At 47.8% G+C, this 24,001-nt stretch carries 19 protein-coding genes and 1 tRNA gene; 11 read left to right on the forward strand and 9 right to left on the reverse strand.

Annotation, left to right across the window (positions count from 1 at the left end):
• Positions 1-16 precede the first annotated feature (16 nt).
• Entirely contained in the window at positions 17-646 is a 630-nt protein-coding gene (gene yihA / locus LN737_RS29515; protein WP_405514641.1) for a ribosome biogenesis GTP-binding protein YihA/YsxC, read from the forward strand.
• Positions 647-758: 112 nt separating this feature from the next.
• Positions 759-1,271: a DUF5606 domain-containing protein gene (locus LN737_RS29520; RefSeq protein ID WP_405514643.1), complete on the forward strand. Its 513-nt coding sequence runs from the start codon at positions 759-761 to the stop codon at positions 1,269-1,271.
• Positions 1,272-1,421: 150 nt separating this feature from the next.
• On the opposite strand, the gene LN737_RS29525 is transcribed toward LN737_RS29520, so the two are convergent.
• Together LN737_RS29525 and LN737_RS29530 are read right to left on the reverse strand one after the other, a co-directional pair.
• Positions 1,422-2,285 (reverse strand): transglutaminase family protein, encoded by an 864-nt coding sequence (locus LN737_RS29525; RefSeq protein WP_405514645.1) that lies wholly within the window; start codon positions 2,283-2,285, stop codon positions 1,422-1,424.
• Positions 2,275-4,713 carry a circularly permuted type 2 ATP-grasp protein gene (locus LN737_RS29530; protein ID WP_405514647.1) on the reverse strand — a complete coding sequence of 813 codons (2,439 nt, stop codon included), beginning with the start codon at positions 4,711-4,713 and terminating at the stop codon, positions 2,275-2,277. Before LN737_RS29530 ends, LN737_RS29525 begins: the two co-directional genes overlap by 11 nt.
• Positions 4,714-4,831: 118 nt before the next feature.
• Between LN737_RS29530 and LN737_RS29535 the strand changes: the two genes are divergently transcribed.
• Positions 4,832-4,960 (forward strand): hypothetical protein, encoded by a 129-nt coding sequence (locus LN737_RS29535; RefSeq protein WP_405514649.1) that lies wholly within the window; start codon positions 4,832-4,834, stop codon positions 4,958-4,960.
• 282 nt (positions 4,961-5,242) lie between these two features.
• Here LN737_RS29535 and pyk read toward each other — a convergent pair whose 3' ends face one another.
• The 3 genes from pyk to LN737_RS29550 form a co-directional block, all read right to left on the reverse strand.
• Positions 5,243-6,679 (reverse strand): pyruvate kinase, encoded by a 1,437-nt coding sequence (gene pyk / locus LN737_RS29540; protein WP_405514650.1) that lies wholly within the window; start codon positions 6,677-6,679, stop codon positions 5,243-5,245.
• Positions 6,680-7,021: 342 nt separating this feature from the next.
• A tRNA-Thr gene (locus LN737_RS29545) sits at positions 7,022-7,105 on the reverse strand.
• A 136-nt stretch (positions 7,106-7,241) separates the two neighbouring features.
• On the reverse strand, positions 7,242-9,530 hold the full coding sequence (locus tag LN737_RS29550; protein ID WP_405514652.1) for a DUF349 domain-containing protein: 2,289 nt from the start codon (positions 9,528-9,530) through the stop codon (positions 7,242-7,244).
• A gap of 94 nt (positions 9,531-9,624) precedes the next feature.
• Between LN737_RS29550 and pdxH the strand changes: the two genes are divergently transcribed.
• The 6 genes from pdxH to LN737_RS29580 all read left to right on the forward strand — a co-directional run bounded on the left by pdxH (position 9,625) and on the right by LN737_RS29580 (position 15,306).
• The gene (gene pdxH, locus LN737_RS29555; protein WP_405514654.1) at positions 9,625-10,266 is read left to right on the forward strand and encodes a pyridoxamine 5'-phosphate oxidase; all 642 of its coding nucleotides are present in this window, start codon (positions 9,625-9,627) and stop codon (positions 10,264-10,266) included.
• A 142-nt stretch (positions 10,267-10,408) separates the two neighbouring features.
• Positions 10,409-11,977 carry an MFS transporter gene (locus tag LN737_RS29560; RefSeq protein WP_405520569.1) on the forward strand — a complete coding sequence of 523 codons (1,569 nt, stop codon included), beginning with the start codon at positions 10,409-10,411 and terminating at the stop codon, positions 11,975-11,977.
• Positions 11,978-12,042: 65 nt separating this feature from the next.
• Positions 12,043-12,258, forward strand: coding sequence for a DUF6814 family protein (locus LN737_RS29565; protein ID WP_405514656.1), 216 nt, complete (start codon positions 12,043-12,045; stop codon positions 12,256-12,258).
• 98 nt (positions 12,259-12,356) lie between these two features.
• A complete protein-coding gene (gene acs, locus LN737_RS29570; RefSeq protein WP_405514658.1) occupies positions 12,357-14,252 on the forward strand; it encodes an acetate--CoA ligase in 1,896 nt (631 codons plus the stop codon).
• A 232-nt stretch (positions 14,253-14,484) separates the two neighbouring features.
• Positions 14,485-15,066 carry a hypothetical protein gene (locus LN737_RS29575; protein WP_405514660.1) on the forward strand — a complete coding sequence of 194 codons (582 nt, stop codon included), beginning with the start codon at positions 14,485-14,487 and terminating at the stop codon, positions 15,064-15,066.
• 12 nt (positions 15,067-15,078) lie between these two features.
• Entirely contained in the window at positions 15,079-15,306 is a 228-nt protein-coding gene (locus LN737_RS29580; RefSeq protein WP_405514662.1) for a hypothetical protein, read from the forward strand.
• An 87-nt stretch (positions 15,307-15,393) separates the two neighbouring features.
• On the opposite strand, the gene LN737_RS29585 is transcribed toward LN737_RS29580, so the two are convergent.
• Positions 15,394-16,299 carry a hydrogen peroxide-inducible genes activator gene (locus LN737_RS29585; RefSeq protein ID WP_405514664.1) on the reverse strand — a complete coding sequence of 302 codons (906 nt, stop codon included), beginning with the start codon at positions 16,297-16,299 and terminating at the stop codon, positions 15,394-15,396.
• A 147-nt stretch (positions 16,300-16,446) separates the two neighbouring features.
• Here LN737_RS29585 and LN737_RS29590 point away from each other — a divergent pair, with 147 nt between their 5' ends.
• Complete coding sequence (locus LN737_RS29590; protein WP_405520571.1) at positions 16,447-17,952, forward strand: catalase; 1,506 nt, start codon at positions 16,447-16,449, stop codon at positions 17,950-17,952.
• Between the two features lie 74 nt (positions 17,953-18,026).
• On the opposite strand, the gene LN737_RS29595 is transcribed toward LN737_RS29590, so the two are convergent.
• Positions 18,027-18,848, reverse strand: a complete 822-nt coding sequence (locus LN737_RS29595) for a hypothetical protein (protein ID WP_405514666.1) — start codon at positions 18,846-18,848, stop codon at positions 18,027-18,029.
• A gap of 517 nt (positions 18,849-19,365) precedes the next feature.
• Here LN737_RS29595 and LN737_RS29600 point away from each other — a divergent pair.
• Positions 19,366-20,100 (forward strand): deiodinase-like protein, encoded by a 735-nt coding sequence (locus tag LN737_RS29600; protein ID WP_405514668.1) that lies wholly within the window; start codon positions 19,366-19,368, stop codon positions 20,098-20,100.
• A 12-nt stretch (positions 20,101-20,112) separates the two neighbouring features.
• Here LN737_RS29600 and LN737_RS29605 read toward each other — a convergent pair whose 3' ends face one another.
• Positions 20,113-23,067 (reverse strand): outer membrane beta-barrel family protein, encoded by a 2,955-nt coding sequence (locus tag LN737_RS29605; protein WP_405514670.1) that lies wholly within the window; start codon positions 23,065-23,067, stop codon positions 20,113-20,115.
• A 57-nt stretch (positions 23,068-23,124) separates the two neighbouring features.
• On the reverse strand, positions 23,125-23,979 hold the full coding sequence (locus LN737_RS29610) for a GLPGLI family protein (RefSeq protein ID WP_405514671.1): 855 nt from the start codon (positions 23,977-23,979) through the stop codon (positions 23,125-23,127).
• Positions 23,980-24,001: the final 22 nt, after the last annotated feature.

The following is a 24,001-nucleotide window of genomic DNA, read 5'->3' on the forward strand; positions in this document are numbered from 1 at the left end:
TTACAGCAACCATGTTATGCCTATTAAGCAAGCTGAGTTCCTGGTCAGTAATTCTGACCCGGCCAAATGCCCAAAACCCGACCGGCCCGAGTATGCGTTTATCGGGCGCTCCAACGTTGGCAAATCGTCGCTGATTAATATGCTGACAGGGCGTGCATCCTTGGCTAAAATTTCAGGGAAACCGGGCAAGACTCAACTGATCAACCATTTTCTTATCGACAATAGCTGGTTTCTGGTGGATCTTCCGGGCTACGGATATGCTCAGGTAAGCAAAACAGAGCGTGAGAAGTTTGCGGCCCTGATCGACGGGTATTTACAGAACCGGCCAAATCTGCTATGCACTTTTGTGCTGGTTGATTCGCGGATTGAGCCACAAAAAATAGACCTTGACTTCATGACTAATCTGGGTACACAAGGTCTACCTTTTGTGATCGTATTTACAAAAACGGAAAAGTTAGGGACTACCAAACTTCAAACGGCCGTAGAAGCGTACAAAACAAAGATGCTTGAAACCTGGGAGGAAGCCCCTCAATTCTTTATTACGTCAGCCATTACGGCGGCTGGCCGCGAAGACATTCTGTCTTTTATCAGATCCCTGAACGACAGTTACCTTAAAGAACATAAAATCGTAAAAACAAAAAAATGAGCTTTGGCAAACGGTTAGGAAATGCTCTGCTCGTTCATTCTTTCGCTTTTTCACTTAATAAAAAGGCAATAGACCCCCCAAAACACACGTTACCCATTTACAAAGTTTAGTTATGGAAGCATTAAAACAGATTGCCAATGTCGCTGGATACAGCGGTCTTTACCGAATTCTTAAACCTGGTCGGGCGGGCGTAATTGTCGAGACATTAGATGGCAAAAAGGCCAAAACCATGATGGGGCCAACAGCTCGCGTGTCGGTTCTGAACGATATTTCGATCTATGTCGATGACGAGAGCGACGAACAGTCTATTGCGCTTGGCGAGGTCTTAAAAGCAATAAGTGAGAAATACGGCGATACGCTGACGGTGGACCCGAAAGGAACAAACGACGAACTGGCTGATTTTATGGCCTCTGTTGTACCAAACTACGACCGCGAACGCGTCCGCACAACGGATATTAAAAAGCTTATCAGCTGGTACGGTATTCTACGGCAGTTTGCGCCTGAAGTTTTCGAAGCTCCGGCAGAGGAAACAAAGGCCGATGAAGCCGAGAATGCAGTAGAAACTGAAACTCCCGCTGCCAAAGAGCCCGAAGCAGATAAGACAGCGAAAACAGAGAAAGCCTAAATATAGTTACTATATAAGCTTTGTATAATTCTTAAAACGTCTTCATTTTCAGTGAGAACGAAAAAGCCGCGATGACCTTTGGTTTCGCGGCTTTTTAGTCAATTGATCATTAGTCACTTGACTAAGAAACCAATGACTAATGGCCAATGACTAAATTGGTATTACGTCGACGGCAACCTGAAAATCATGCTTGCCTGTGCTGAAAATGATTCCCTTCAGCGGAGATACATCGCCAAAATCGCGTCCCCAGGCCGTAATGATATGTCGCTCCTGCGGAATGAGATCATTGGTCGGGTCGAAATCGCACCAGCCCAGATCCGGTACGTAGACCGATATCCAGGCATGAGTCGCATCCGATCCCTGCAACTTCGTTTCTCCCGGTAGTGGTTCTGTCTCAAGGTAGCCGCTTACGTAGCGGGCGGCAAAACCCATGCTACGCAGACAGGCAATGGCCAGATGTGAAAAATCCTGACAGACTCCCTTTTTTTCCTGCAATACGGTTTTGAGCGGGGTATGAATGGTTGTAAAGCCCGGTACGTACGTAAAATCGGCAAAGATTTTATGGCATAACAGCCGGGCACTTTCGTAAAATGGCCGGTTATCGCAGAAGAACCCGGCGGCAAACCGTTTGACCTCTGCATCCCACTGAACAAATGGACTAGGAAGCATATAATCAAGCAGCATGTTTTTCAGGGCGCTGTCGGTGCCAAGTTTATTTCGGACGGTCTCGTTCGTCAATACCGACGTTGTTGCCGCTGATGCATACGTTTCAATGGTACTTTTGGTTAGTATCGTAAGTTTATTGTGGGGTTTGTGAATGGAAAAATAATGAGTCGTATTTCCGAAAAAATCGATTCGGGAATACAATTCGTCGGGTATCGGAAAAATGGAAAGTGAAAAATCACGACAAAGCTGACGCTCTGAATTTTTAGGCATTATACAGGCCAGCCCATGATAGTTATTCACGTTTTCGCTGTAGTCATACTGCGTTTTATGAAATAGCCTATAATTCATTCTCTAAATCAACAATTGTTTCTGTAATCGAGTGTTGAGTTGCTGTGTGATTAAAATATTGATCCGTTATATAATCAGATACAGATAGAATCAGCGAATAAACCTGAGATAAAATAGTACTCAGTTTTTCATACGCCTGCGACTCCGGTTCTACAGTAGCAATTCCGGCAATATCAATAAGTTTAATTTGCGTAACGGCTTCAAGTATAGCTTTTCTGGATTTACTTAAACGGCCTGATGTTTGGGGTAATTGACTAATGGTATGATCTAAAGAATCCAGTAAATAAGCCAGCGAAGAAGGAATGTGCTTATCCAGCAAGATCATATCCAGTACGTATTCTTTTTCAAAATTTGTTTTATACGTCGATCGGTAGTGCGATAAAGCAAAGTGATTCATTAGCACGACTTCCATCAATTCATTTTCAATAAATGGCTCTGTTTTAATGCTAAATATGGATTTGATGATCGTTATTTTTGAGAGGATACGTTCAATTAGCTTACCCGTTTCAAACAAATAATAGCCATTGTTACGTGGAATAGATTCACTCACAATTCCGTAGAACGTGAATAAGCTACTTTGCAGGTTATTCAACGTATTGTGTATCTCATTTGGGTTTTGATTCGAATGAATTTGCTGAAGTTTCTGATTGATATTTTCAACAACATCAATGGTTCGCCAGGTTACAATATTCCATCGTTCACGAACGGCAATCATGGTCATAAGAAATGACTGAATCGTGGATGTAATCGTTCCTACCTTCGCTGCATTTGATATGCACTCGGCAATAATTGGATAAGGATTTTTAAAATCATCCTTCTTTTCATCTGAAAAATAAGGCTCAATATGAATTAAGTTCGATATGGTTTTGAGTAATATATCAATGTGTTGTGTTTTGTTTTCACTGCCGAAATTGCGCTGAAAATTTAAGGCATTCAGCGTAATCATCAGGAAAGACGTAGCACTCATGCTACGTTCACTGTACCGGGCAGCCCAGTATAAATTTTCGGCACTGCGGCTGGGCAACGAAGCCTGTGATTGCTGGTAGGATGTTGCCGGAAGTTTAATACGTTCGCGAATGATTTCAGCTTCATCCGACACTATCCACGTATCTTTTGAGACACTTCCGTACTGATTCGAAAACGTAAACTTGTCTTTTACGGCCGAACTGCGTGTCAGGCCGCCTTCCATTACCTGATAACCTGTGGGCGTAGCGGTCAGAAATGCACGAATAGCGGCATATCTAGGCTCAATATAGCCATCGACAAAGGCAGGTGCCGTCGAAAAACTTACCTCTTCCTGCGCTACGTAGTCGGCAGGATTTTGTAAAATCTGTAACCGTAACTGCTGCAGTTGATCGGCCGATAATTCCTTGCCATATACCGACCGAAATACCTGTTTCCGGTTCGCTTTTTTGATGATAAGTTTATCTAAATTATCCAGTACACTTTGAAGCTCTTTAGGCTGCCCACACCACCACGTAGCTACTGACGGCAGAATCAGTTCTTCCTTCAAAAAATAGCGGCATAGTGAGGGCAAAAAAGCATTGAACGCGGAGTTTTCAACAGCACTGCTACCCGGAGGGTTGATAACCATTACGTTTCCATTCCGAATCACCTGCAATAATCCGGGAACGCCAAGCCTGGAATCCAGCCGGAGTTCGAGCGGATCGCACCACTCATCATCAATCCGTCGAATAATAATATCGACACGCTGTAAGCCATCAATCGCTTTTATCCAGACAAAGCCGTTTTTTACGATCAGATCATCACCCTGAACGAGCGTGTACCCCAGATAAGAAGCCAGATAAGCCTGCTCAAAATAGGTTTCGTTGTTCGGCCCCGGCGTTAAATACACGACGTTTAAATACTCCGAACGTTCGCGAAATACTTTAAATATGGATTGCTGTGCCTGGGTGAAAAACGGCGACAGGCGACTGATGTACATTCCGCTGGCAAGCTCAGGTATTATTTTGCTGATAATCACCCTGTTTTCAAGTGCATAACCCGAGCCAGAAGGCGCCTGAGTCCGGTTATCAACGACCCACATTCGGCCATCCGGTCCACGAGCCATATCGGCAGCGTACATGATCAACTGATTTTGCGTGGGTGATTTTACGTCGTGGCATGCGCGAAAAAAGCCCGTATTATTATAGACCAGTTCTGCCGGCAGTACGCCGTCTTTAATCAGATTACGATCGCTATAAATGTCCCGCAGAATCAGGTCCAGCAGAATAGCTCGTTGCTGCAACCCTTTTGATATAGCCAGCCATTCTTTCTGTTCAATCAGAAAAGGAATCAGATCTAATTTCCAGGGGCTGTTTAAACCGCCTGGATGCTGATAGATGTTGTAAGTGACACCGTTTTCCCTGATTTTATTTTTTATTTCCTGAGAACGATTTTTAAGCTCTTCATTGCCGATTCTTTCCAATGAAGAAAATAATTTTTGCCAATGCGGTTTTACTGTCCCATCGGGCGACAACACTTCGTCATATGAATTTAATCTACTTCGATAAGATTCAAGCAGACTACTGGTCCATTCTGAAACCATGTTCCTTGTTGATAAATCGTTCGATGCTGATTCAATCAGCTGTATGTTCGGGAATGAGGGACTGGACGAAGCTGTTCAACAGGGCGGTAGCCCAATTTACCGGTCAACTGCCCAGGTCATTTTATAGGGAATTACTACGTCAATAGCCATCTGAATAACATTATGGGAGTATATTGTCAGAAGGAGTAATGAAGGGTTAAAATTATCTATATATAACGTTTTACCAACTTTTTTAAGGGATTTGTCAGATTAAATAAAATATTCTTCTTAAAGTACAATTAAGCAATATAATTATTTAGGCGATAAAGCCGATAGCCAGTCTGACTGGTATTTCCGCTACCGTATAAACAGAAAAGCCACTACGTTCAGCAATTGAACGTAGTGGCCTTTCTGATAAAGTGGCGCTTGGCTAATCCACAGTGCTCAATTTCACCGTGTTCGTCCGGCGAGATTGCGTGAGTGGCATACTGAGCGTATTGATGAAAATATCGCCGGAAGCCAGCTTGGCTTGTCCAACAAGGGTTTGCTTGATGCCTTCTACCGTTTGGTCGACCGTCAGGGTCAGGTCGGGTTCATAGGGCAATACTTCAACTCCCCAATACAAACCAAGCGTATTACGTAGCTGTGGATCGTTGGAGAACACATACAGCGCAGCTTTAGGACGGTGATGGGATATACGTACGGCCGTATAGCCTGAATTTGTAATACCTATAATCGCTTTCGCTTTCGTATCGCGAGCCAATCGACAGGCGCTCATCACTACGTTATCGTTAATCACATTCTGAGTCGGTTCCTCATTTACGTGCGCATGGTAACGGTAATAAATTTTGTCGGTGGTCGATTCAACCTGTCTGATGGTATTGGCCATACTTTCGACAGCCAGAATTGGATATTTACCCGATGCTGTTTCAGCACTGAGCATTACGGCGTCGGCCCCATCCATGACGGAGTTGGCGATGTCATTCACTTCAGCGCGGGTCGGACGGGGCGCATCAATCATGCTTTCGAGCATTTGCGTTGCCACAATAACCGGTTTAGCGGCTTTGTTGCATTTCTCCACCAGCATTTTCTGGATCATGGGTACTTCTTCAGCGGGTAATTCAACCCCCAGGTCACCCCGTGCTACCATCAACCCATCCGTAGCTGCAATAATCGAATCGATATTCTGGATGGCTTCCGGCTTTTCGATTTTGGCGATAACGCGGCATTTCTTGCCCTGCGCCTTAATATATTCTTTAATCTCGATAATCTCGGATGCCTCGCGCACAAAGGACAGAGCAATCCATTCTACGTCATGTTCGAGTCCAAATTTGAGGTCGGCCCAGTCTTTTTCAGTAACCGCAGGCATTGATACCTTTGTGTTTGGCAGATTAACTCCTTTTTTGGATTTCATTGATCCACCATAGACCACTTCAGTTACCACATCGGTTCCCTCTGTTCGCAGCACCCGAACTTCCAGTTTCCCATCGTCCATCAGTATGCGTTCGCCCGGATGCACATCTCTGTACATGTCTTTGTAGGGGGTGCTGACACGATCAGCCGTACCTATAATGTCGTCGTTTGTGAAGACCAGTTCCTGACCAGGCACAATCATTACGCCATCTTTATTTTCAACATTACCAATCCGGATTTTAGGTCCTTGCAAATCCTGTAATACGCAGAGATTCAGGTTAAACTCCTCATTGATTTCACGGATTCGGTTCAGTCGCATGAGGTGATCATCATGCGTACCGTGTGAAAAGTTGAGCCGGAATACATTTACTCCAGCTTTGGCTAGTGCCAGCAGTTGTTCTTTCGTTTCGGAAGCCGGGCCAATAGTGGCCACGATCTTGGTTTTCTTTGACATGAAGGGACGGGCAAATTGGGCAAAATTGGCCAAAGGCCAGTGCAAAAATAACCGGATGGTCTAATAAACAGTGGTATTAACTGAAATTTTAAACGGTCCTTTTATAGCAGCTGATTTTAATCAAATCATTATAGAGCGAAAAAAGGGATTGGGAGGGAACTGGCGTCTATTTAACGTTTAGCCAATTATCCCCCTGAGAAATTTTCTCAAAACCAACAGGTTTGAATAAAATTTCAAATCTGAAAAGACGTTACACTCAACAACTTCTGGTTCTTGTCAGACACTCTGCAAGTCCATAAAAAAAGCACTTACAAAATACTTGTAAGTGCTTGGTAATCAGGGAGCCAGTGGAGGGATTCGAACCCCCGACGCGCTTGCGCATCCTGATTACAAATCAGGCGGAATCGACCGCTATCCGACACTGGCAACAATCGCACAACCCGTTTCCGAATTGTGATGCAAAAGTAGTGAATTTGGGATTTATGCGCAAGCTGGTTTGTAAAAAAAGCGAGAAAGTCGCCCAGGTCTGACCTGGGCGACTTTCTCGCTTTTTGGTATTTGATTATGCCTGAGCTACGCGAAGTTGATGACGTAAATCAGCCAGCTGTTTTTCAGCATCAGCAATTTTTTTGTCGATGTCGGCGCGGAGTTTGTCAGCGTTCTTCGAGCGGGCGAAGAACTCGATGTTATTCCGGTACGTAGCAATATCGTTTTCGATAGAGGTAATCCGTCGGCGAATATCGCTCTCGCGTTTTCCGCCCCCATCGCGATCTCCTCTATGGAAATCCCGGTCCCGGCTGCCTCGGGTAGCCTCAGCTTCGCTTTGAAGCATAATACGCTCCTTATCTTTCGCGGGTATTTTCCCCGTTGCGCCGACCAGGGCGTTTACGGCGTTGATATAGCGTTTCTGAATGGACTGCATGTCTTTTTTCGGGACAAATCCGATGGCACTCCACTCCTTCTTGAACTCATTAAGCTGCGACAGATCAGCGTTTGCACTTGCAGCGGCTTCAATACGTTCGATAAGCGCGACTTTAAGAGCCAGATTATCTTCAAATTCACGTTCTGTCTCCTGATTTTTCGAGCGTTTTTTATTGAAAAACGCATCGCAGGCGGCCTTGAATCGATCAAAAATCGTGTTCTTCTGTTTCTCAGGTACCTGACCGATGTTTTTCCACTGCCGTTGCAGTTCAATCACCGTCTGGGTAATTTCGGGCGACTCCTCACCCGAGGCCAGAATGGCTTCTACCTGTTCGCACAGATCAATCTTAGCCCGCAGGTTTTCTTCCCGTTTGCTTTCCAGTTGCTTGAAAAACTCACCTTTATTGTGGAAGAAGGTTTTCAGGGCAGCCCAGAATTTTTTGCTCAGTTCCTTACCCTCATCACGAGGCATTGGCCCTTTAATAGCATTCCAGCGATCCTGAAGAGCCATGACAACCTTCGTTTTGTCGTTCCAGTCGTTAATGCTGTTCGACGTAAAGGAGGTGATAGGAACCAGTTCTTCGTATATCGCCGATTTCTCTTCGTAAAGTTGTGCGGATTCTTTACGCTGCTCATTCGTCTGCCCCCGACGTTTGTCGTACAGTACGTCTAAAGCCGCTTTCATACGTCCCCACAAAACTTCCTGCTCGGCTTTGGGAGCTGGCCCGATATGTTTGTACTCCTCAAACAAGGCGTTGGCTTCGTCAATTGTCTGGCGCGTAACCGGCGTTTCTTCCGACGACTTCGCCATGGCTTCGACCCGCTCAATTACCTCTGTCTTGAGGGTAGCGTTCCGTTTCCGGTCAAGTTCTTTTAACTCGAAATAAATATTACGGTTGCTGTAATACCGGTCAACGAGTGCATGATACGTAGCCCAGAGCGTAGCGTTGTGCGGGGAATTCATGTTGCCAGCCGCTTTCCACTCGTCCTGAATTTTCTTAAACTCGTTCCAGCTTACTTTCGGGTCGCCCGCGTTGTTTTCGTCGTTCTCGACCAATTCACGCAAACGAGTCAGCAACTCCGTTTTCGAAGCGAAATTGGTATCCTTTGCTTTATCCAGATTCTGGAAATACGTATTCTTCTGGCTTTTAATCTGCTTATAAAGATCATCGAACCGCTGGGTCGAATCATCGTACTTATAATCAAATCCTTCCTCAGAACCTGTTTCAGCAATGTAAGCCTGTAACGCGGCTTCGCGTTCGGTACGCTTTAGCTGATCAAAGAGGGGTTTAACTTCTTTCAGAATCAGATCGGCCTTCTTAAAATCGCCGGGCGTTACCGACGCTACGCTGGTAGCGGCCAGTTGCGTCTCAAGCAAATTCACAAAGTCTGCCTTCGAGAACTGACTATAATCCGTGATTGGGTGAGCCGAAGCCTCATCGTCCAGTTCCGGAACATCCGCATACTGCGCCTGAACCTCCTCAGAAACGGCAGGTATTTCAGCCTCTGCTTCCGCTACGTCCGTTACAGGAGCAACGAGTTCTGATTCTTCTGCGACAGGCGATGCTTCGGCCTCAACGGTCGGTACGCTGGTTTCAGCTGTTGTTACCTCCTGAGCACTTGGCGAATCATCATCAGCGGGTACAGAAACAACCGCTGAAGCGGGTATATCAGGTGATGTACTTTCTATATTATCAACGTGAGTTGTTCCCGACTGTTCTTCGGAAGGCTCAGACTGAGCCTCGGCCAAAGAGGTAACATCTGCAACCTCTGACTGAGGTTCAGAATTATTTATCCCGGCAGAGGGCTCCTCAACAGGAGTTGCCTCAGCAGAGGGTTCAGAGGGTTCTGGAGTATTCACTGCCAGCGGTCCATTAGCCTGGATTGTGGTTTCTGGTTGCTGGTTAATTTCCTGTTCTTGGTTTGCCATGTTGGGAACGTACCGATTACTTTTGCAAAAGTACGATAATATACGGATTTTCTTGTAGCACAGTAATTGAAAACCCGTTAAACAAACCCATGGAATGCTTCCAGCAATCAGCGATTTACGTAACGAATATACTCTTCATGGGCTAGATGCCGCCGATGTTCTGCCTGATCCAATTGCCCAGTTCCGCCGGTGGTTCGATTCGGCGCTTGACGCCCGCGTTCCCGAACCAAATGCCATGCACGTCAGCACGGTTACTTCCGATGGGCGACCCGATGGACGTATTGTGCTGCTGAAGGATGTTTCAGAGGCTGGATTTACGTTTTATACGAATTATGAAAGCCGCAAGGGAAGCGAATTAATTGAGCGCCCGTTTGCGGCTCTTACCTTCTTCTATCCTGAACTTGAACGTCAGATACGTATTGAAGGCAGCGTAGAAAAAGTCAGCCCTGAAGAATCAGACGCTTATTTTAGCAGTCGTCCGCGCGGGAGCCAGATTGGAGCCTGGGTTTCGCACCAGAGCACGGTAATTGATAGTCGTTCGGTACTGGAAATCCGCCAGCAGGAACTTGAAGCCCAGTTTGCCGGCCAACCTGTGCCTCGCCCACCTTACTGGGGTGGTTTTCGGGTTGTGCCCGACGTACTGGAATTCTGGCAAGGTCGCCCCAGCCGCCTGCACGACCGCATCCGCTACCGAAAAGAAGCAGGGGCCTGGCTCATTGAGCGGCTATCGCCTTAAAAATTGAATGATTGAATTGTTGAATGATTGAATGAATAAGTATTACCTGCGTCAGCAATTCAATCATTCAACAATTCTATCATTCAAACACGGGTACGGTAAAAACCGGGCGCTGGCTGCTTTTGCGGGAAAGACTTTACTCATGATTTCCAAGCAAGCCAAAGCAAAAAAGGCTGTTGACAATCGCACCCTCTTTCGAGTGATTTCGGCTTCGTCGGTCGGGACACTCATCGAATGGTACGATTTTTATATTTTCGGAAGTTTAGCCGCTATTCTGTCTTCTCAGTTTTTCCCGAAAGACAATCCAACCGCTGCCCTTCTGTCGACGCTGGCAACGTTTGCGGCTGGTTTTGTTGTTCGGCCGTTCGGTGCGCTGGTTTTTGGACGACTAGGCGATCTGGTTGGCCGGAAATATACGTTTCTGGTAACGCTGGTGCTGATGGGTGGCTCTACGTTTGCCATTGGCCTCATTCCCGGTTACGCAACCATCGGTTTCTGGGCACCCCTGCTTGTGCTGTTGCTTCGTCTGATTCAGGGGCTGGCCCTTGGCGGTGAGTATGGTGGAGCGGCTACCTATGTAGCTGAATATGCTCCCGAAGGACGACGTGGTTATTATACAAGTTTTATTCAGACAACGGCTACCCTCGGCCTGTTTGTATCGCTGGGCGTTATTCTGATCACGCGTGAATCGCTGGGCGTTGACAAATTTTCGGATTGGGGCTGGAGGGTGCCCTTTATCCTGTCGATTCTGCTGGTCGCTGTCTCCATCGTTATTCGGTTGCGTATGGCCGAATCACCCCTGTTTTCAAAATTAAAAGCAGAGGGGAATGTCTCAAAAAATCCGCTGGCCGAAAGTTTCGGAAAGAAACAAAACCTGAAAATGGTGTTGCTGGCTTTATTTGGTGCTACAGCCGGGCAGGGAGTTATCTGGTACACAGGTCAGTTTTATGCCCTCTCATTTATTCAGAAAGCCTGTAACGTTGAATTCGTACAGTCGAACAGTATTGTAGCGATTGCCCTTCTGGCTGCTACGCCCTTCTTTGTCATCTTCGGTGGTTTGTCGGATCGGATTGGCCGTAAAGGCATCATGCTGGCGGGTATGGCCCTGGGCGTTCTGACGTATCGCCCGATTTACGATAAAATGTACAGCCTTACTGATTTAACGCAGAAACAGGAATTTGCCGATGCCCGTACCATTGATCGTAAACTAGCCAAACAACCAAATGGCGAGCTACTGACCACCACAACCACGACGCATTTTTTCGCTGGTGGTTTGGTCGAGAAAGACGTAGAAAAAGCAGTGACATTGGCGGACGGATCAAAAACATCGGCTAAGCCTGAACTCACGAAAGCCATTACGTTACCCACAGATGGTTTCTGGATGATGATTCTGCTGGTCTTCGTGCAGGTTTTATACGTAACGATGGTGTACGGCCCCATTGCGGCTTTCCTGGTCGAGCTGTTCCCGACACGAATTCGATATACGTCTATGTCGCTGCCCTATCATATCGGAAACGGTATTTTTGGCGGCCTTACACCCTTTATTGCCACAGCACTCGTAGCGACGGCCACCAAAGCGAACGAGACCGTACCCGGTTCAGTAGCAAAACCTTATCTCGAAGGGCTCTGGTATCCGATGCTGGTAGCCAGTGTTTGCTTTGTCATTGGACTTTTATACCTAAATAACAAAAGCGAAAGAGCGAGTGAGTGAACGAGCAAAAAATACGACTGATGGCTGTCGCTCTTTCACTTATTCACACTTTCACTTATCAAAAAATGGAATTACTCAAAAAATACCTTGGCGTTTTGTGGATACTGATCGGCGTCTATGTTGGTTACGACCGCATTACCGATAGCCTGGTTAAAATTGGCAGCGATAAGCTCGAAGATCGCGTGTTTGGCTGGGTTGTACTGTGTGTGTTGGTGCCCATCGTTGTTGGCGGACTGATTCTGTTTGGCAAGTACGCCCTCGATGGGGAATATAAATCTTAAAATTCAATTGCGAATGAGCGAATGAGCGAATGAGTGAATAGCTTTGCTGAAGCATATTGATTCACTCATTCGCAATTCATTCATTCGCTCATTCAAAAATGCGTATCCGAACGTTTGACGAGTACCAGGCCGCTTACCAGAAAAGTGTGGAAGACCCTGAAGGCTTCTGGGCTGAAATCGCCCAGAATTTTCAGTGGCGCAAACCCTGGACCAAAACCCTGCAATGGAATTTTACCGAGCCTAATGTCAAGTGGTTCATTGGCGGCAAGCTCAACATTACCGAAAATTGCCTCGACCGGCACCTGGCCGAGCGGGGCGATCAACCCGCCATCATCTGGGAACCCAACGACCCCCATGACGCGGGCGTTACGTTAACCTATCGGATGCTGCACGATCAGGTGTGCCGGTTTGCCAACGTATTGAAACGCAATGGCGTCGTGAAAGGCGATCGCGTTTGTATCTATATGCCGATGGTGCCCGAACTGGCCATCGCCATTCTGGCCTGTGCCCGTATCGGTGCAGTCCACTCGGTGGTCTTCGGCGGATTTTCTGCCCAGAGCATTGCCGATCGTATAAACGACGCTCAATGCAAAGTCGTTGTAACGGCGGATGGTGCCTACCGGGGAAACAAAGAAGTACCCCTGAAAAACACTGTCGACGACGCGCTGATTGGCTGCCCCAGTGTTCAGAAAGTGATCGTGCTGACCCGTACCCGCACCCCGGTTTCCATGCTCAAAGGCCGCGACATATGGTGGGAACAGGAACTCAAGCAGGTTACGGCCGACTGCCCCGCCGAGGAAATGGACGCTGAAGACATGCTCTTCATTCTGTATACCTCCGGCAGTACGGGCAAGCCAAAAGGCGTGGTCCATACGTGCGGTGGCTACATGGTCTATGCCGCCTACACCTTCCAGAACGTTTTCCAGTACGAACCGGGGCAGGTGTTCTTCTGCACGGCTGACATCGGCTGGATTACCGGCCACAGCTATATTGTTTACGGCCCCCTGGCCAGTGGCGCTACGTCGATCATCTTTGAAGGCACACCTACCTACCCCGACTGCGGCCGTTTCTGGGATATTACCGACAAGCACAAGGTCAATATTCTCTACACCGCGCCTACCGCCATCCGCTCCCTGATGGGTTTTGGTCTGGAGAAGGTCGAAAACCACGACCTGAGCAGCTTGCAGGTGCTGGGCTCGGTGGGTGAACCCATCAACGAGGAAGCCTGGCACTGGTACGACGATCATATCGGCAAAAACCGCTGCCCCATTGTCGATACGTGGTGGCAGACCGAAACGGGGGGTATTTTGATTTCGCCCCTGGCGGGCATTACCAAAACGAAACCGACGTACGCTACGTTGCCCTTGCCGGGTGTCCAGCCGATTCTGGTGGATGAGAACGGCAAAGAAATTGAAGGCAATGGCGTCAGTGGAAATCTGTGCCTAAAATTCCCCTGGCCGGGCATCCTCCGCACGACCTATGGCGACCACGAGCGCTGCCGACAGACGTACTTCGCTACGTATCCGGGGCTGTATTTCACGGGCGACGGCTGCCTGCGCGATGAAGACGGCTACTACCGCATTACGGGCCGGGTAGACGATGTACTGAACGTATCGGGCCACCGCATCGGCACGGCTGAAGTGGAGAATGCCATCAACATGCACACGGGCGTGGTGGAAAGTGCCGTGGTGGGCTATCCGCACGACATCAAGGGGCAGGGTATTTACGCATACGTTATCACCGATCAGCAGCCTTCTGACCACGACGCCGACCTGACCAAGCGCGACATTCTGGCGACGGTAACCCGCGTTATTGGCCCCATCGCCAAACCCGACAAAATCCAGTTCGTAACGGGTCTACCCAAAACGCGGTCGGGCAAGATCATGCGCCGAATCCTGCGGAAAATTGCCGAAGGTGACACCAGCAACCTCGGTGATACGTCGACTTTGCTCGATCCTGCGGTAGTTGATGATATTAGGGCGGGAGCGATTTGATTACGACATGCTAACACAGGACAAAAAACGCCGGACAGAGATATCCGGCGTTTTTGTTTCTCGTTGGTGGGCATAACTCCATAAAAATGCTACCATTCAATCAAAAGCAGTAAGTTATAGTAATCGAATTTCGCCTTTATTGCTACTTTTATTCCCGATGGTTTAGGGGCCTGGCTCTCGAGCTTTGTCCTACATAAACCCGTTCCAATTACTCACAATTACTCTTTCTCTAATGAAACTATCGTTTATGAAATCGTTGCTGGCGGTTTTTCTGTCGGCACTGGCCTTCGCTTGTACTGACCATGTTGTACCGCAGGCCCCAACGCTGGAAGAGTCCTGGATAAATGGGTGGGATTCGCAGAAAGTTCTGGCACTACCGAAAAGCCAGCGCCCTGATCCATCGGTATATCTGAAAGGTTCGTACATTACGTATCAGCTGTCGTTGTTCAAGAATGGCGCATCGTATCTGGTGACAAAAAAGGCGCTGGATGATTTCGGCCGGGAATTGCTGGGGTATCCAGATAATACGCAATTTGTGATGGCTAAACAGGAAATGGACGCCATGTTGCAGAAAACAGCCAAAAACGTAGCTGCCATCGAGGTTGAACTGGGGATTCCGGCCGGTAGCTGGCAGGGTAAGCCTCTGGCCCGCATCGACATTCCGAATCCGGAAGAGCTGCATGTTCGCTTACCTTCGGGCAATGAAATGGGAGCGAATGCGCTTTGGTTGCCGGGCGGACATTTGCCAACGGGCTATTCTGAAGCCGTAGTAGACCGCATTCCGAAAGGCAAATACGTTGAATCGGATCTGTAACGAACGGATTTTATGAAAGAACTGGCGAAAGAAGGCTGGAATTATAGCCTATCCGAGAACGATTCCGGTGAGCTGCTTTTTACCGTCGTGAGTGGTTCTGTGGGACTTTATGAAATCAGTCTGCTACTTACAGCCGACGAAATCGATCGGTACAAAAAGGAAGGCAACACCTATCTGGCGAATCTTGCCAATGAAATACGTACCCACGAACCTGACTTTGCGTCGAGGAAAATAGCTTAATCGATCTCTGATTTCTCTGGTATTACTGTAGATTCTGTTCTTTTCATCAGAAACTGTCCGTTCGAATCTACAGTACTCTTCGTTTCACTAAGCCACCTGCTTCGGAACGTTTGCCAGTATGGACGTTTTTAGTACGTCAATCAACCGGGTTTTAACCTGTTCCCGATTGACAGCCAGGCATACTTCGCGGGTGGGCTCTGGCTGTTTAAATTTCCGAATGTATTTCCGTCGATCTTCGGGAAGTTCAAGAACCGCCAGTTCGGGCAGAATGGTAATGCCGCCATTACGGTCTACCATTCGCATCAATGTTTCGATGCTGCCTGAGCGATAATTGAAACTAGCCCCAAAGGTGCTGTTACGGCTCAATTCACAAAGTTTCTGAATCTGGGTCCGGAAACAGTGCCCCTCCTCCAGCAGCCAGAGTTCATTGGGCTCTATATCGCCGGGCAGAATGTATTGCTTGCTGTAAAGCATTGTTTTTTCCGACACGTACGCATAAAAACGCTCCTTATACAGCGAAATTTCCTGCAAGGCGGGGTCATCAGACAGCGATGCTACGATGCCAACATCCAGATTTCCCGTTTTCAGTTCGTTGACGATACGTTCAGTAATCATCTCAGAAATATGCAGCCGGATTTCGGGGTACTGCTGAATAAACGCCTGGACAAAATGCGGCAGTAGATAGGGGGCGATGGTCGGTATGACGCCGATTTTTAACTCGCCCGACAGATCGCCATTGTATTGCCGGGCCATTTCACTCAGTCGGCCTGCCTCCCGAAGAATTACTTTTCCCTGATCGATAATCTGACGGCCGATGGCTGTGGGGATAATGGGTTGTTTGGTCCGGTCAAAAATTTTTACGTCCAGTTCCTCTTCCAGCTTTCGAATCATCATGGACAGCGTTGGCTGCGTCACATGACAATGCTCGGCGGCCTGAACAAAATGGCGAAAATTATCGACGGCGGTAATGTATTCAAGTTGTTGAATATTCATCAGGTAGTGTATTCGGTACTTTTTTCATGGCAAGTTATATCAACAAAATCTATCAAAGTATAAAAACTATCAGTTTGAATGATACTAACCGTTTCCGTAGTATTGTGATGTGATCAGTCACATTTCTTCATTCATAACACTTAACCCATCAGGTACTATGGCAGATTCCAGCAAAAACTCACGACGGCTTCCGGCAAGCCTTACGCTGAAAACGAGAATTCGATGACGGCTGGCCCACGTGGCCCGATTCTTCTTCAGGATTTCATTCTGCACGAGAAGATGGCGCATTTCAACCGGGAGCGTATTCCGGAGCGGGTTGTACATGCCAAAGGGTCAGGCGCTTACGGTACGTTCACGGTTACGAACGACATTACCAAATACACGAAAGCCAAGTTGTTTAACCAGATCGGAAAGCAAACAAAAACCTTTCTTCGCTTCTCAACCGTAGGGGGTGAAAAGGGCTCAGCAGACACCGAACGCGATCCACGTGGCTTCGCGCTGAAGTTTTACACCGAAGATGGTAACTGGGATCTGGTTGGCAACAATACGCCGATTTTCTTTATAAAAGACCCGAAAAAGTTCGGCGATTTTATTCATACGCAGAAACGTGATCCACGTACTAATTGCAAAAGCGCGACGATGATGTGGGATTTCTGGTCACTGAATCCGGAGAGTCTGCATCAGGTCATGTTTTTGTTTAGCGACCGGGGAACCCCTTATAGCTACCGGCACATGCACGGATTTGGCAGTCATACGTTTTCGATGATTAATGCGAACAACGAGCGGGTGTATGTGAAATTCCATTTCAAGACTGAACAGGGAATCAAGAATTTTACGGATGCTGAGGCTGGCCGGATGAAAGGAATGGATGCCGACTGGGCCCAGCGCGATCTGGTCGATGCCATTGATGCCGGTGATTTCCCGAAATGGGCCGTGAAAATACAGGTGATGACCCTGGAGCAAACCAAAACCTTCCGCTGGAATCCGTTCGATCTGACCAAAACCTGGCCACAGGGCGAATTTCCGTTGATTGATGTGGGTACTTTGGAACTGAATCACGTACCCGACAATTACTTCGCCGACGTAGAGCAGTCCGCCTTTGCACCCGCCCACATCATCGATGGTATCGGCTACTCGCCCGATAAAATGCTGCAGGGCCGGTTGTTATCCTATCCCGATGCGCATCGGTATCGGCTGGGTGCCAATTATGAACAACTGCCCGTAAACCGTTGCCCGTATGCAGTGAATAACTACCAGCGCGATGGCCAGATGCGGCTCGATGGCAATGGCGGCAGTGCACCCAATTACTTCCCCAATAGCTTCGATGACATTGAGGTAGACAACAGTTATAAAGAGCCTGCTGAGCAACTTGACTCACTGGTAGCTGACTGGTACGACCGTAACGGCGAGGGCGAAAATGACCATTATACACAACCGGGGATTTTCTTCCGCCAAGTATTGTCGGATGCTGAACGGACTACGCAGGTGAATAACCTGCTGGGTTCGCTGAAAAACGTAACAGGACCGAAACGTGAGCTGATTCTAAACCGTCAGATTTGCCACTTCTTCCGGGCCGATCCGGAGTTAGGCGCTCGTATAGCTCAGGGCTTAGGAATTGAAATTGATGAGAGCATGATGGCTCACGCCCGCTAATTTTTTTACTGATTTAACATTCATAATCAAAAAGGCCATGTGGTTTCCATATGGCCTTTTTTTATCCAGCACGCTCAATACGTCTCATACGTGTACTCGGTCACTTCGTCGATATAATTCCCCTTTCTGACACGTTTGATCAGCAAGCCCCGTTCATCCTGATAATGAGTCGTGTTCGTATTGATTACGTTGTTTTTATTGAAAGACGTAACACCCGGATAAATCGCAAAAAAGTTGAAATAAATACCGGGAGCCTCATCAAACCGAACGTCGTACTCCAGCAACGTTGGCACCGAGGATCGTGAATTGGTAATGGCCAGTTTAACATGCGCAGCATTGCCATTCTCGAAAGTGTAGCCGTACACGTTACGTTCCAGTAGCGGGGCAGCGCCCGTTATAATTAGCGTAGTCGGCAGATTATCAGCGCCATATTCGTACTGGAATGTCTGAAAAAGCTGAAAGTTTTTAAAATCATCCAACGCGTTCGACTCAGTCACCACGGCTATACGGCCCTGCGAGTCATAATTAAACGTCCGCCGAAGACCGTATAGGAGCTTCCCATTCGTGTACGCAGGCTTTGTCAGGCGTTGGTTGGTAAAGTCAAATCGGGCAGGTGCCGAAGCCTGATAATTCACCGTACTTACTGTCGTTGGTGTTACGTTAGCCAATGTATCAGCAATGGATGGGTATTCACGAACAGCCACCAGTCGATTCTGACCATCGTACTGATACGTGGTTGTCTGCTCGAAATTGAATGCGGTTTGAACCGTTTTACTGATCCGATACCGAATGGCTGGAGTGGGCGGTTTCTCTTCCTGATGACAGCCCGCACTCAATAAGACGACGACTAAATAGATGCGTCGAATGGCAGAAACAAGCAGGATGGGCGGCTTCATCAATTACTCTGTAATACAATTCGTTTGCAACAACTATAGGCAGAATAAAGCCGTGCTCTACAGAAATCCATAAATTTTAATGCTGCTAATTTTACTCACCAAAAACGAAATAATTTACTGTATATCTACTTATTAATCAACTGTCAGCTTTTAGAATTTATTCCTTCCTCTAAAATCTTTTATCGGACTTAAATTCCTTTAAATCAACAATTACTATAATAATTTGAAAATAAGCAAAAGCATATTACGTATATAGTACTCAATATTTATACTCATAAATCGTCTTGAATACAATTAACAACAAGCTTGAAATAATGTAGAAATATATACCTAAACAACTAAAAATCAATTACTTATTGTTACGTCGCTTTAAGATAATTTTAATTCGTTCAGTAACTTTTATCATATAATATTGCCTTGCATCCATCGCTTTTTATCCTGATTTGATCCATATGTTTCTGTAAGCGAATCCTTAAATAGCCAGCGTAACTCCCACAATTTTCTCAACGTTTTACGTATGAAATCAATAAGCTACCTCCTCAGCTTACTTTTAGTAACTACTTTATCCTCATGTCGTACAAGTTACAATACAGCCAAAAACGCAAATCCGATTCCTGGAGATGCGACGACAATAACGCTTCCCGTTTCTGAAGGGATCAAAAATAATTATCGGAATTTCGAAAAATTGGGCTACCAAAAAGGAGCAAAAGTCCCGGACTTAACGCTGTATTCACCCGAAGGTGAAAAGTTTACCCTTTCGGATGTGCTGGCAAAAAACAAACCGATATTGCTGATCTCCGGCAGTTACACCTGCGATATCAGCCGCCATAATCTGGCCAATATTAATGCCCTGACAGCAAAGTATACGGACAAAATCAGTACGTACATCGTTTACACGATCGACGCGCACCCAATGGATATGTCTAGCCCCTACTCTCAGACCAATCAAATCAGTCTGGCAAAGGAAAATGTGCGGGAGCATATTGAAGCCAAACAGCCCAGAACGTATGGTGAACGGAAGGCTCTGGCGCAGAAATGGAAACAGCAGAACGGGATTTTGGCGCCTGTGCTGGTCGATAAGCCAACCAATGATTTCTGGGTATCGTTTGGTCAGGCGCCGAACATGGCTTATTTAATTGAGCCCGATGGAACGGTTTACGTCAAGCAGACCTGGTTTAAATACATTAACCTGGATAATGCGATTAAAGAATGGCTTAACGGGCACCCGAAAGAGCACGTAAGCACGCGCTAGCCCTGGCTTTTGTTACTGGCGGTTCCGGCCACTACGTCCCTGACCACCAGTGCGTCCCCGCTGTTCAAACGGATCGCTGGGTGGTGTAACGCCCGCACCGAATCGGCGCAGGTTATACACAAAACTAATCATGAAATAGCGGTTCAGTACCCGACTCCGCACCTCCTCCGTGTAGGTATCTGTTACGTTTCGCACGATGCTCTGGTTCTGATTCAGCAGGTCAAAGGCCTGAAACCGGATTTCACCCTGATTCTGTTTGAACAACTGGCGAGACAGGGTGGCATTCCAGAGCGTGTACGACTGATTGTAGCTTGCCGAACTCCCGCCATAATGGTTGTAATACACATTGGTAGAGAACGTAAACCGGAGAGGAAGCTGATAATACACGTCCAGCGTAACTGACTGATTCAGGTAGCTCGTATTTTGCTGCGGCTGGAGCGAATAACGGGCGGATTGCCAGTTAATATTTCCCGACAGATTCAGATCCAGTTTATCCGTAAAATTTGAGCTCAGCGTTACGCCCTGCCCGATGAGCCAGTTTTTGGCCAGGTTAGCCTTTTCATTGATAAAGCTCATACCCCGGTTGTGCGTTACGTTCGTCGACAGGTTCAGGTTGGTTTTCTGCGTACCAAATCGGACGGGCTGCCCCCACACAAACGATCCGTTAAGTGTGTAATAGCCATCGGTATTTACGGGTCGGGTCGTCTGCGCACCCGCCTGCGAAAACACGGTTGAATTCACAATCTTATTATCGGTGCGGCTGGCGTTTAAAAAGACAAACATGTTGCGGAACGTAGCGGCATCGAACCGATTAAAATTCACAGACAGCGTATGGCTGTATTCGGGCTGTAAACCCAGGTTACCTTCCTGAATATTCAGCGGATTGGTGTTGTTTCGCACCGGCTGCAACTGATTCACCGATGGCGCATTTACCCGCGTCCGGTAATTAACGCGAAGTCGCTGGCCTTTCCCGAAATTATAGGTAAAGAGTGCATTCGGTAGTAGGTTCCTGAATGTCCGGTTAAGGTTAACCTCGGTACTCAGGTTATCCGAATTCAGGCTTGCCTGCTGCGCATCGACGCCGAGCGCGTAGGTATACTTCAACCGGCGCGTCTGCCAGGTTAAACCCGCCCGGTTCGTCATATAGTCATTAATAAAGCGATTCGTCAGGGTTTGATTCAATTGATCGTACTGATTCGTAGCTTCATTAAAATCGTTTACAAACCGGTTGGACGTATTGTGGTTGTTGGACAGATTGTAATGAAACTCCAATGTTTGCCGAAGCGAGAGCGGTTCGGTATAACTCACGTTAATGCTGTTGGTCATCGAGCGCGTCAGTTGATTGTTGCGCTGATTGATCGTTTGCGTAATCAGGCCCGTTGTCGTGTCTTTCGTAATGACTCCGCTCGTCAGAGTGGTCGACAAGCCATTAAACTGATTGACCGATTTATTGATGCCCTCGTTATCCTGATCGTTTAGTGCCACATTCCAGTTTACGGAAAATGTACGTCCTTTCTTCTGGAATTTACGTAACAACAGGAAGGAGTTGTTGCCCGTAAAGCCGGTTCCTGCCGAGGTGTAATTTGTCTGACTCGTATTTGTCAATACGCCCTCCGCGCTGGTCGTCTGCGACTGGCTGAAGTTATTGTAATCTGAGCTTAGCCACGACAGGCTTGGAATTACCCGAATGGTAGTCAGCGTATCGAGTCGGTAATCCAGCCGCAGATTAACCCGATGATTGGTGTTGGTATTGTCAGAGCCATTTGCCTGATTTCGGACAAAGGCCGAATCGGTGCGAGACGCAGTACCGGACGTACTGGCTGTAGGCAGTACGTTCGTTCGGATGCTGTTCTGGTTGGTCAGCGTATTTGTGTTACTGACATTATAGCTACTGACAACGTCAATCTTCTTACCCCATCCATCGCGATAATTGATACCGCCCGCCCACGATTGCGTAATGGCATTGCTCCCCACCTGGCCGCTTCCATTCCCCCCGCCACCACTCGACCCTCCTCGGATAACGTTACCCCCGCCACCCGCACTTCCACCCTGGCCCTGCCCGGCACCCCCAAAGTTGCTGCCAAGGCCAAGATCCTGCGCCGTAAAACCCTGCTGATTGATGTTGTTGGCCATTCCTAACAGCGAAATCTGGCGCCCATTATTGAAATGGCTTAAACTGATCCGTCCTGAATAGCGCGCATCATCGCCCGGCTTGGGGCCTGCCCCAATCGTCTGCTGCCCAAACGTACCTTTCCGTTTGTCTTTTTTGGTGGTGATGTTGATGGTTTTCTCGCGGTCGCCGTCGTCTACACCCGAAAAGGACGACTGTTCCGATGCCTGATCGAAGAGCTGGACTTTGTCGATAATATCGGCGGGCAGGTTCCGGGTTGCCATTTTCGGGTCGTTTCCGAAAAAGGGTTTTCCATCAACCAGCACTTTCGTTACGGCTTGTCCCTGCGCTTTTACCGTTCCATCGCGGTCAACTTCAACGCCCGGCAGTTTCTTGAGCAGATCTTCGACCTGCGCATTCGGGCGGGTTTTAAATGAACCGGCATTAAATTCCAGCGTATCGCCCTTAACGGCAATCGGTGCTTTTTCACCCTGCACCGACACTTCCATAAGCGTCTGCGACTGCGCTACTAAATCAATGGTGCCGACATCGGCTGTTGGGTCGCTTTTGGTAACCGAAACCCGACGCGCCCGACTCCGATAGCCAACATACGTAATCAGAATCCGGTATTGCCCCTCGGCAACTTTCGGGAATACGAATTTTCCGTCTCCGTCCGTAATGCCAAACGAAACAAGCGATGAGTCGCGGGCAAGCATCAGCGAAACCGACGCTTCGAGCAGTGGCTTCCGCGTCAGCGAGTCGACCACCGTCCCCTGCACTGTCGATTGCGCAAACGTACTGTTAATGAATAAGGTACAATGAAGAATGAAAACTGAAAGGAGCAGATAGCGCTTCATAGTCAATACGTTTCTCATTATACATTTTACATTATCCATTGTGCATTCATCATAACGTTAGTTTCTTGGCGCAGGCATATTCTGCATCATCCGCTGCCGAAAATCGGCCATTCCTTTCCGCCGTATCTGCTCCATCTCTTCGGTCGAAACGGTTTTTGCTTCTTTAGGCGGCTGTACCGTAGCTTCGGCAATTGCTTCGGCCGATACGTTAGTTGCCTTATACGATTCAGTATCCGATTCAATTTGCAGCACTACGCCTTTAGGCGGTGTCAGATCAGCCACGGGTGAATACGTAAAAGGCAGATCGGTGGTGTACCAAATGGTGTACGGGGCTTTTCGATGCACAGCCGTTGCCTTATGGCAGACATAGCCCGCGATTTTCCTGGTTTTATCCGTTTCCTTCCAATCGGTTGCCGCTGGCATGGGCCGCTCGGAACGGTACGTCTGACTGACTGAATCTTTTTTTACGGTAAGCACATCAATACGTTGCCGATTCGCCAAATCCAGAAAAGTCGTTTGTTCAAAGGGGGGTGTCATTCGCTGGCCGTTACCTCCTCGCCAGGGACGATTTCCCTCGCCCCCGCCCGCCCCATTCGGCTCGGGTGCACCGCCGTCACTCATGGTCCGACGCATCATCATGCCCTGAGGCCGATCACGTTCTTCTTTGGCCATAGTACCCGCAAAAACGAGTTTCTGGGTAAAGTTTATCACCTGCGGAGCAGCGTCGGAAGCATCGGGCGTAGCGGCATCTCCTCCCGGAGCACCGCCGGGGCCGTTTCTGCGCATCTGCGAAAAGTCGACCTGGCGCATACCTTCGTAGGTAATTTTACCAGACACCGGAGCCGACGTCTGCCCATATACAAGAGAGGCAAAAAGGGCGGCAACAAGCGTTGTGAGAATGGATCGTGTCATGGCCAAATGAGTCATTAGGATG

Source organism: Spirosoma sp. KNUC1025 (genome assembly GCF_045160025.1).
Lineage (GTDB): Bacteria > Bacteroidota > Bacteroidia > Cytophagales > Spirosomataceae > Spirosoma.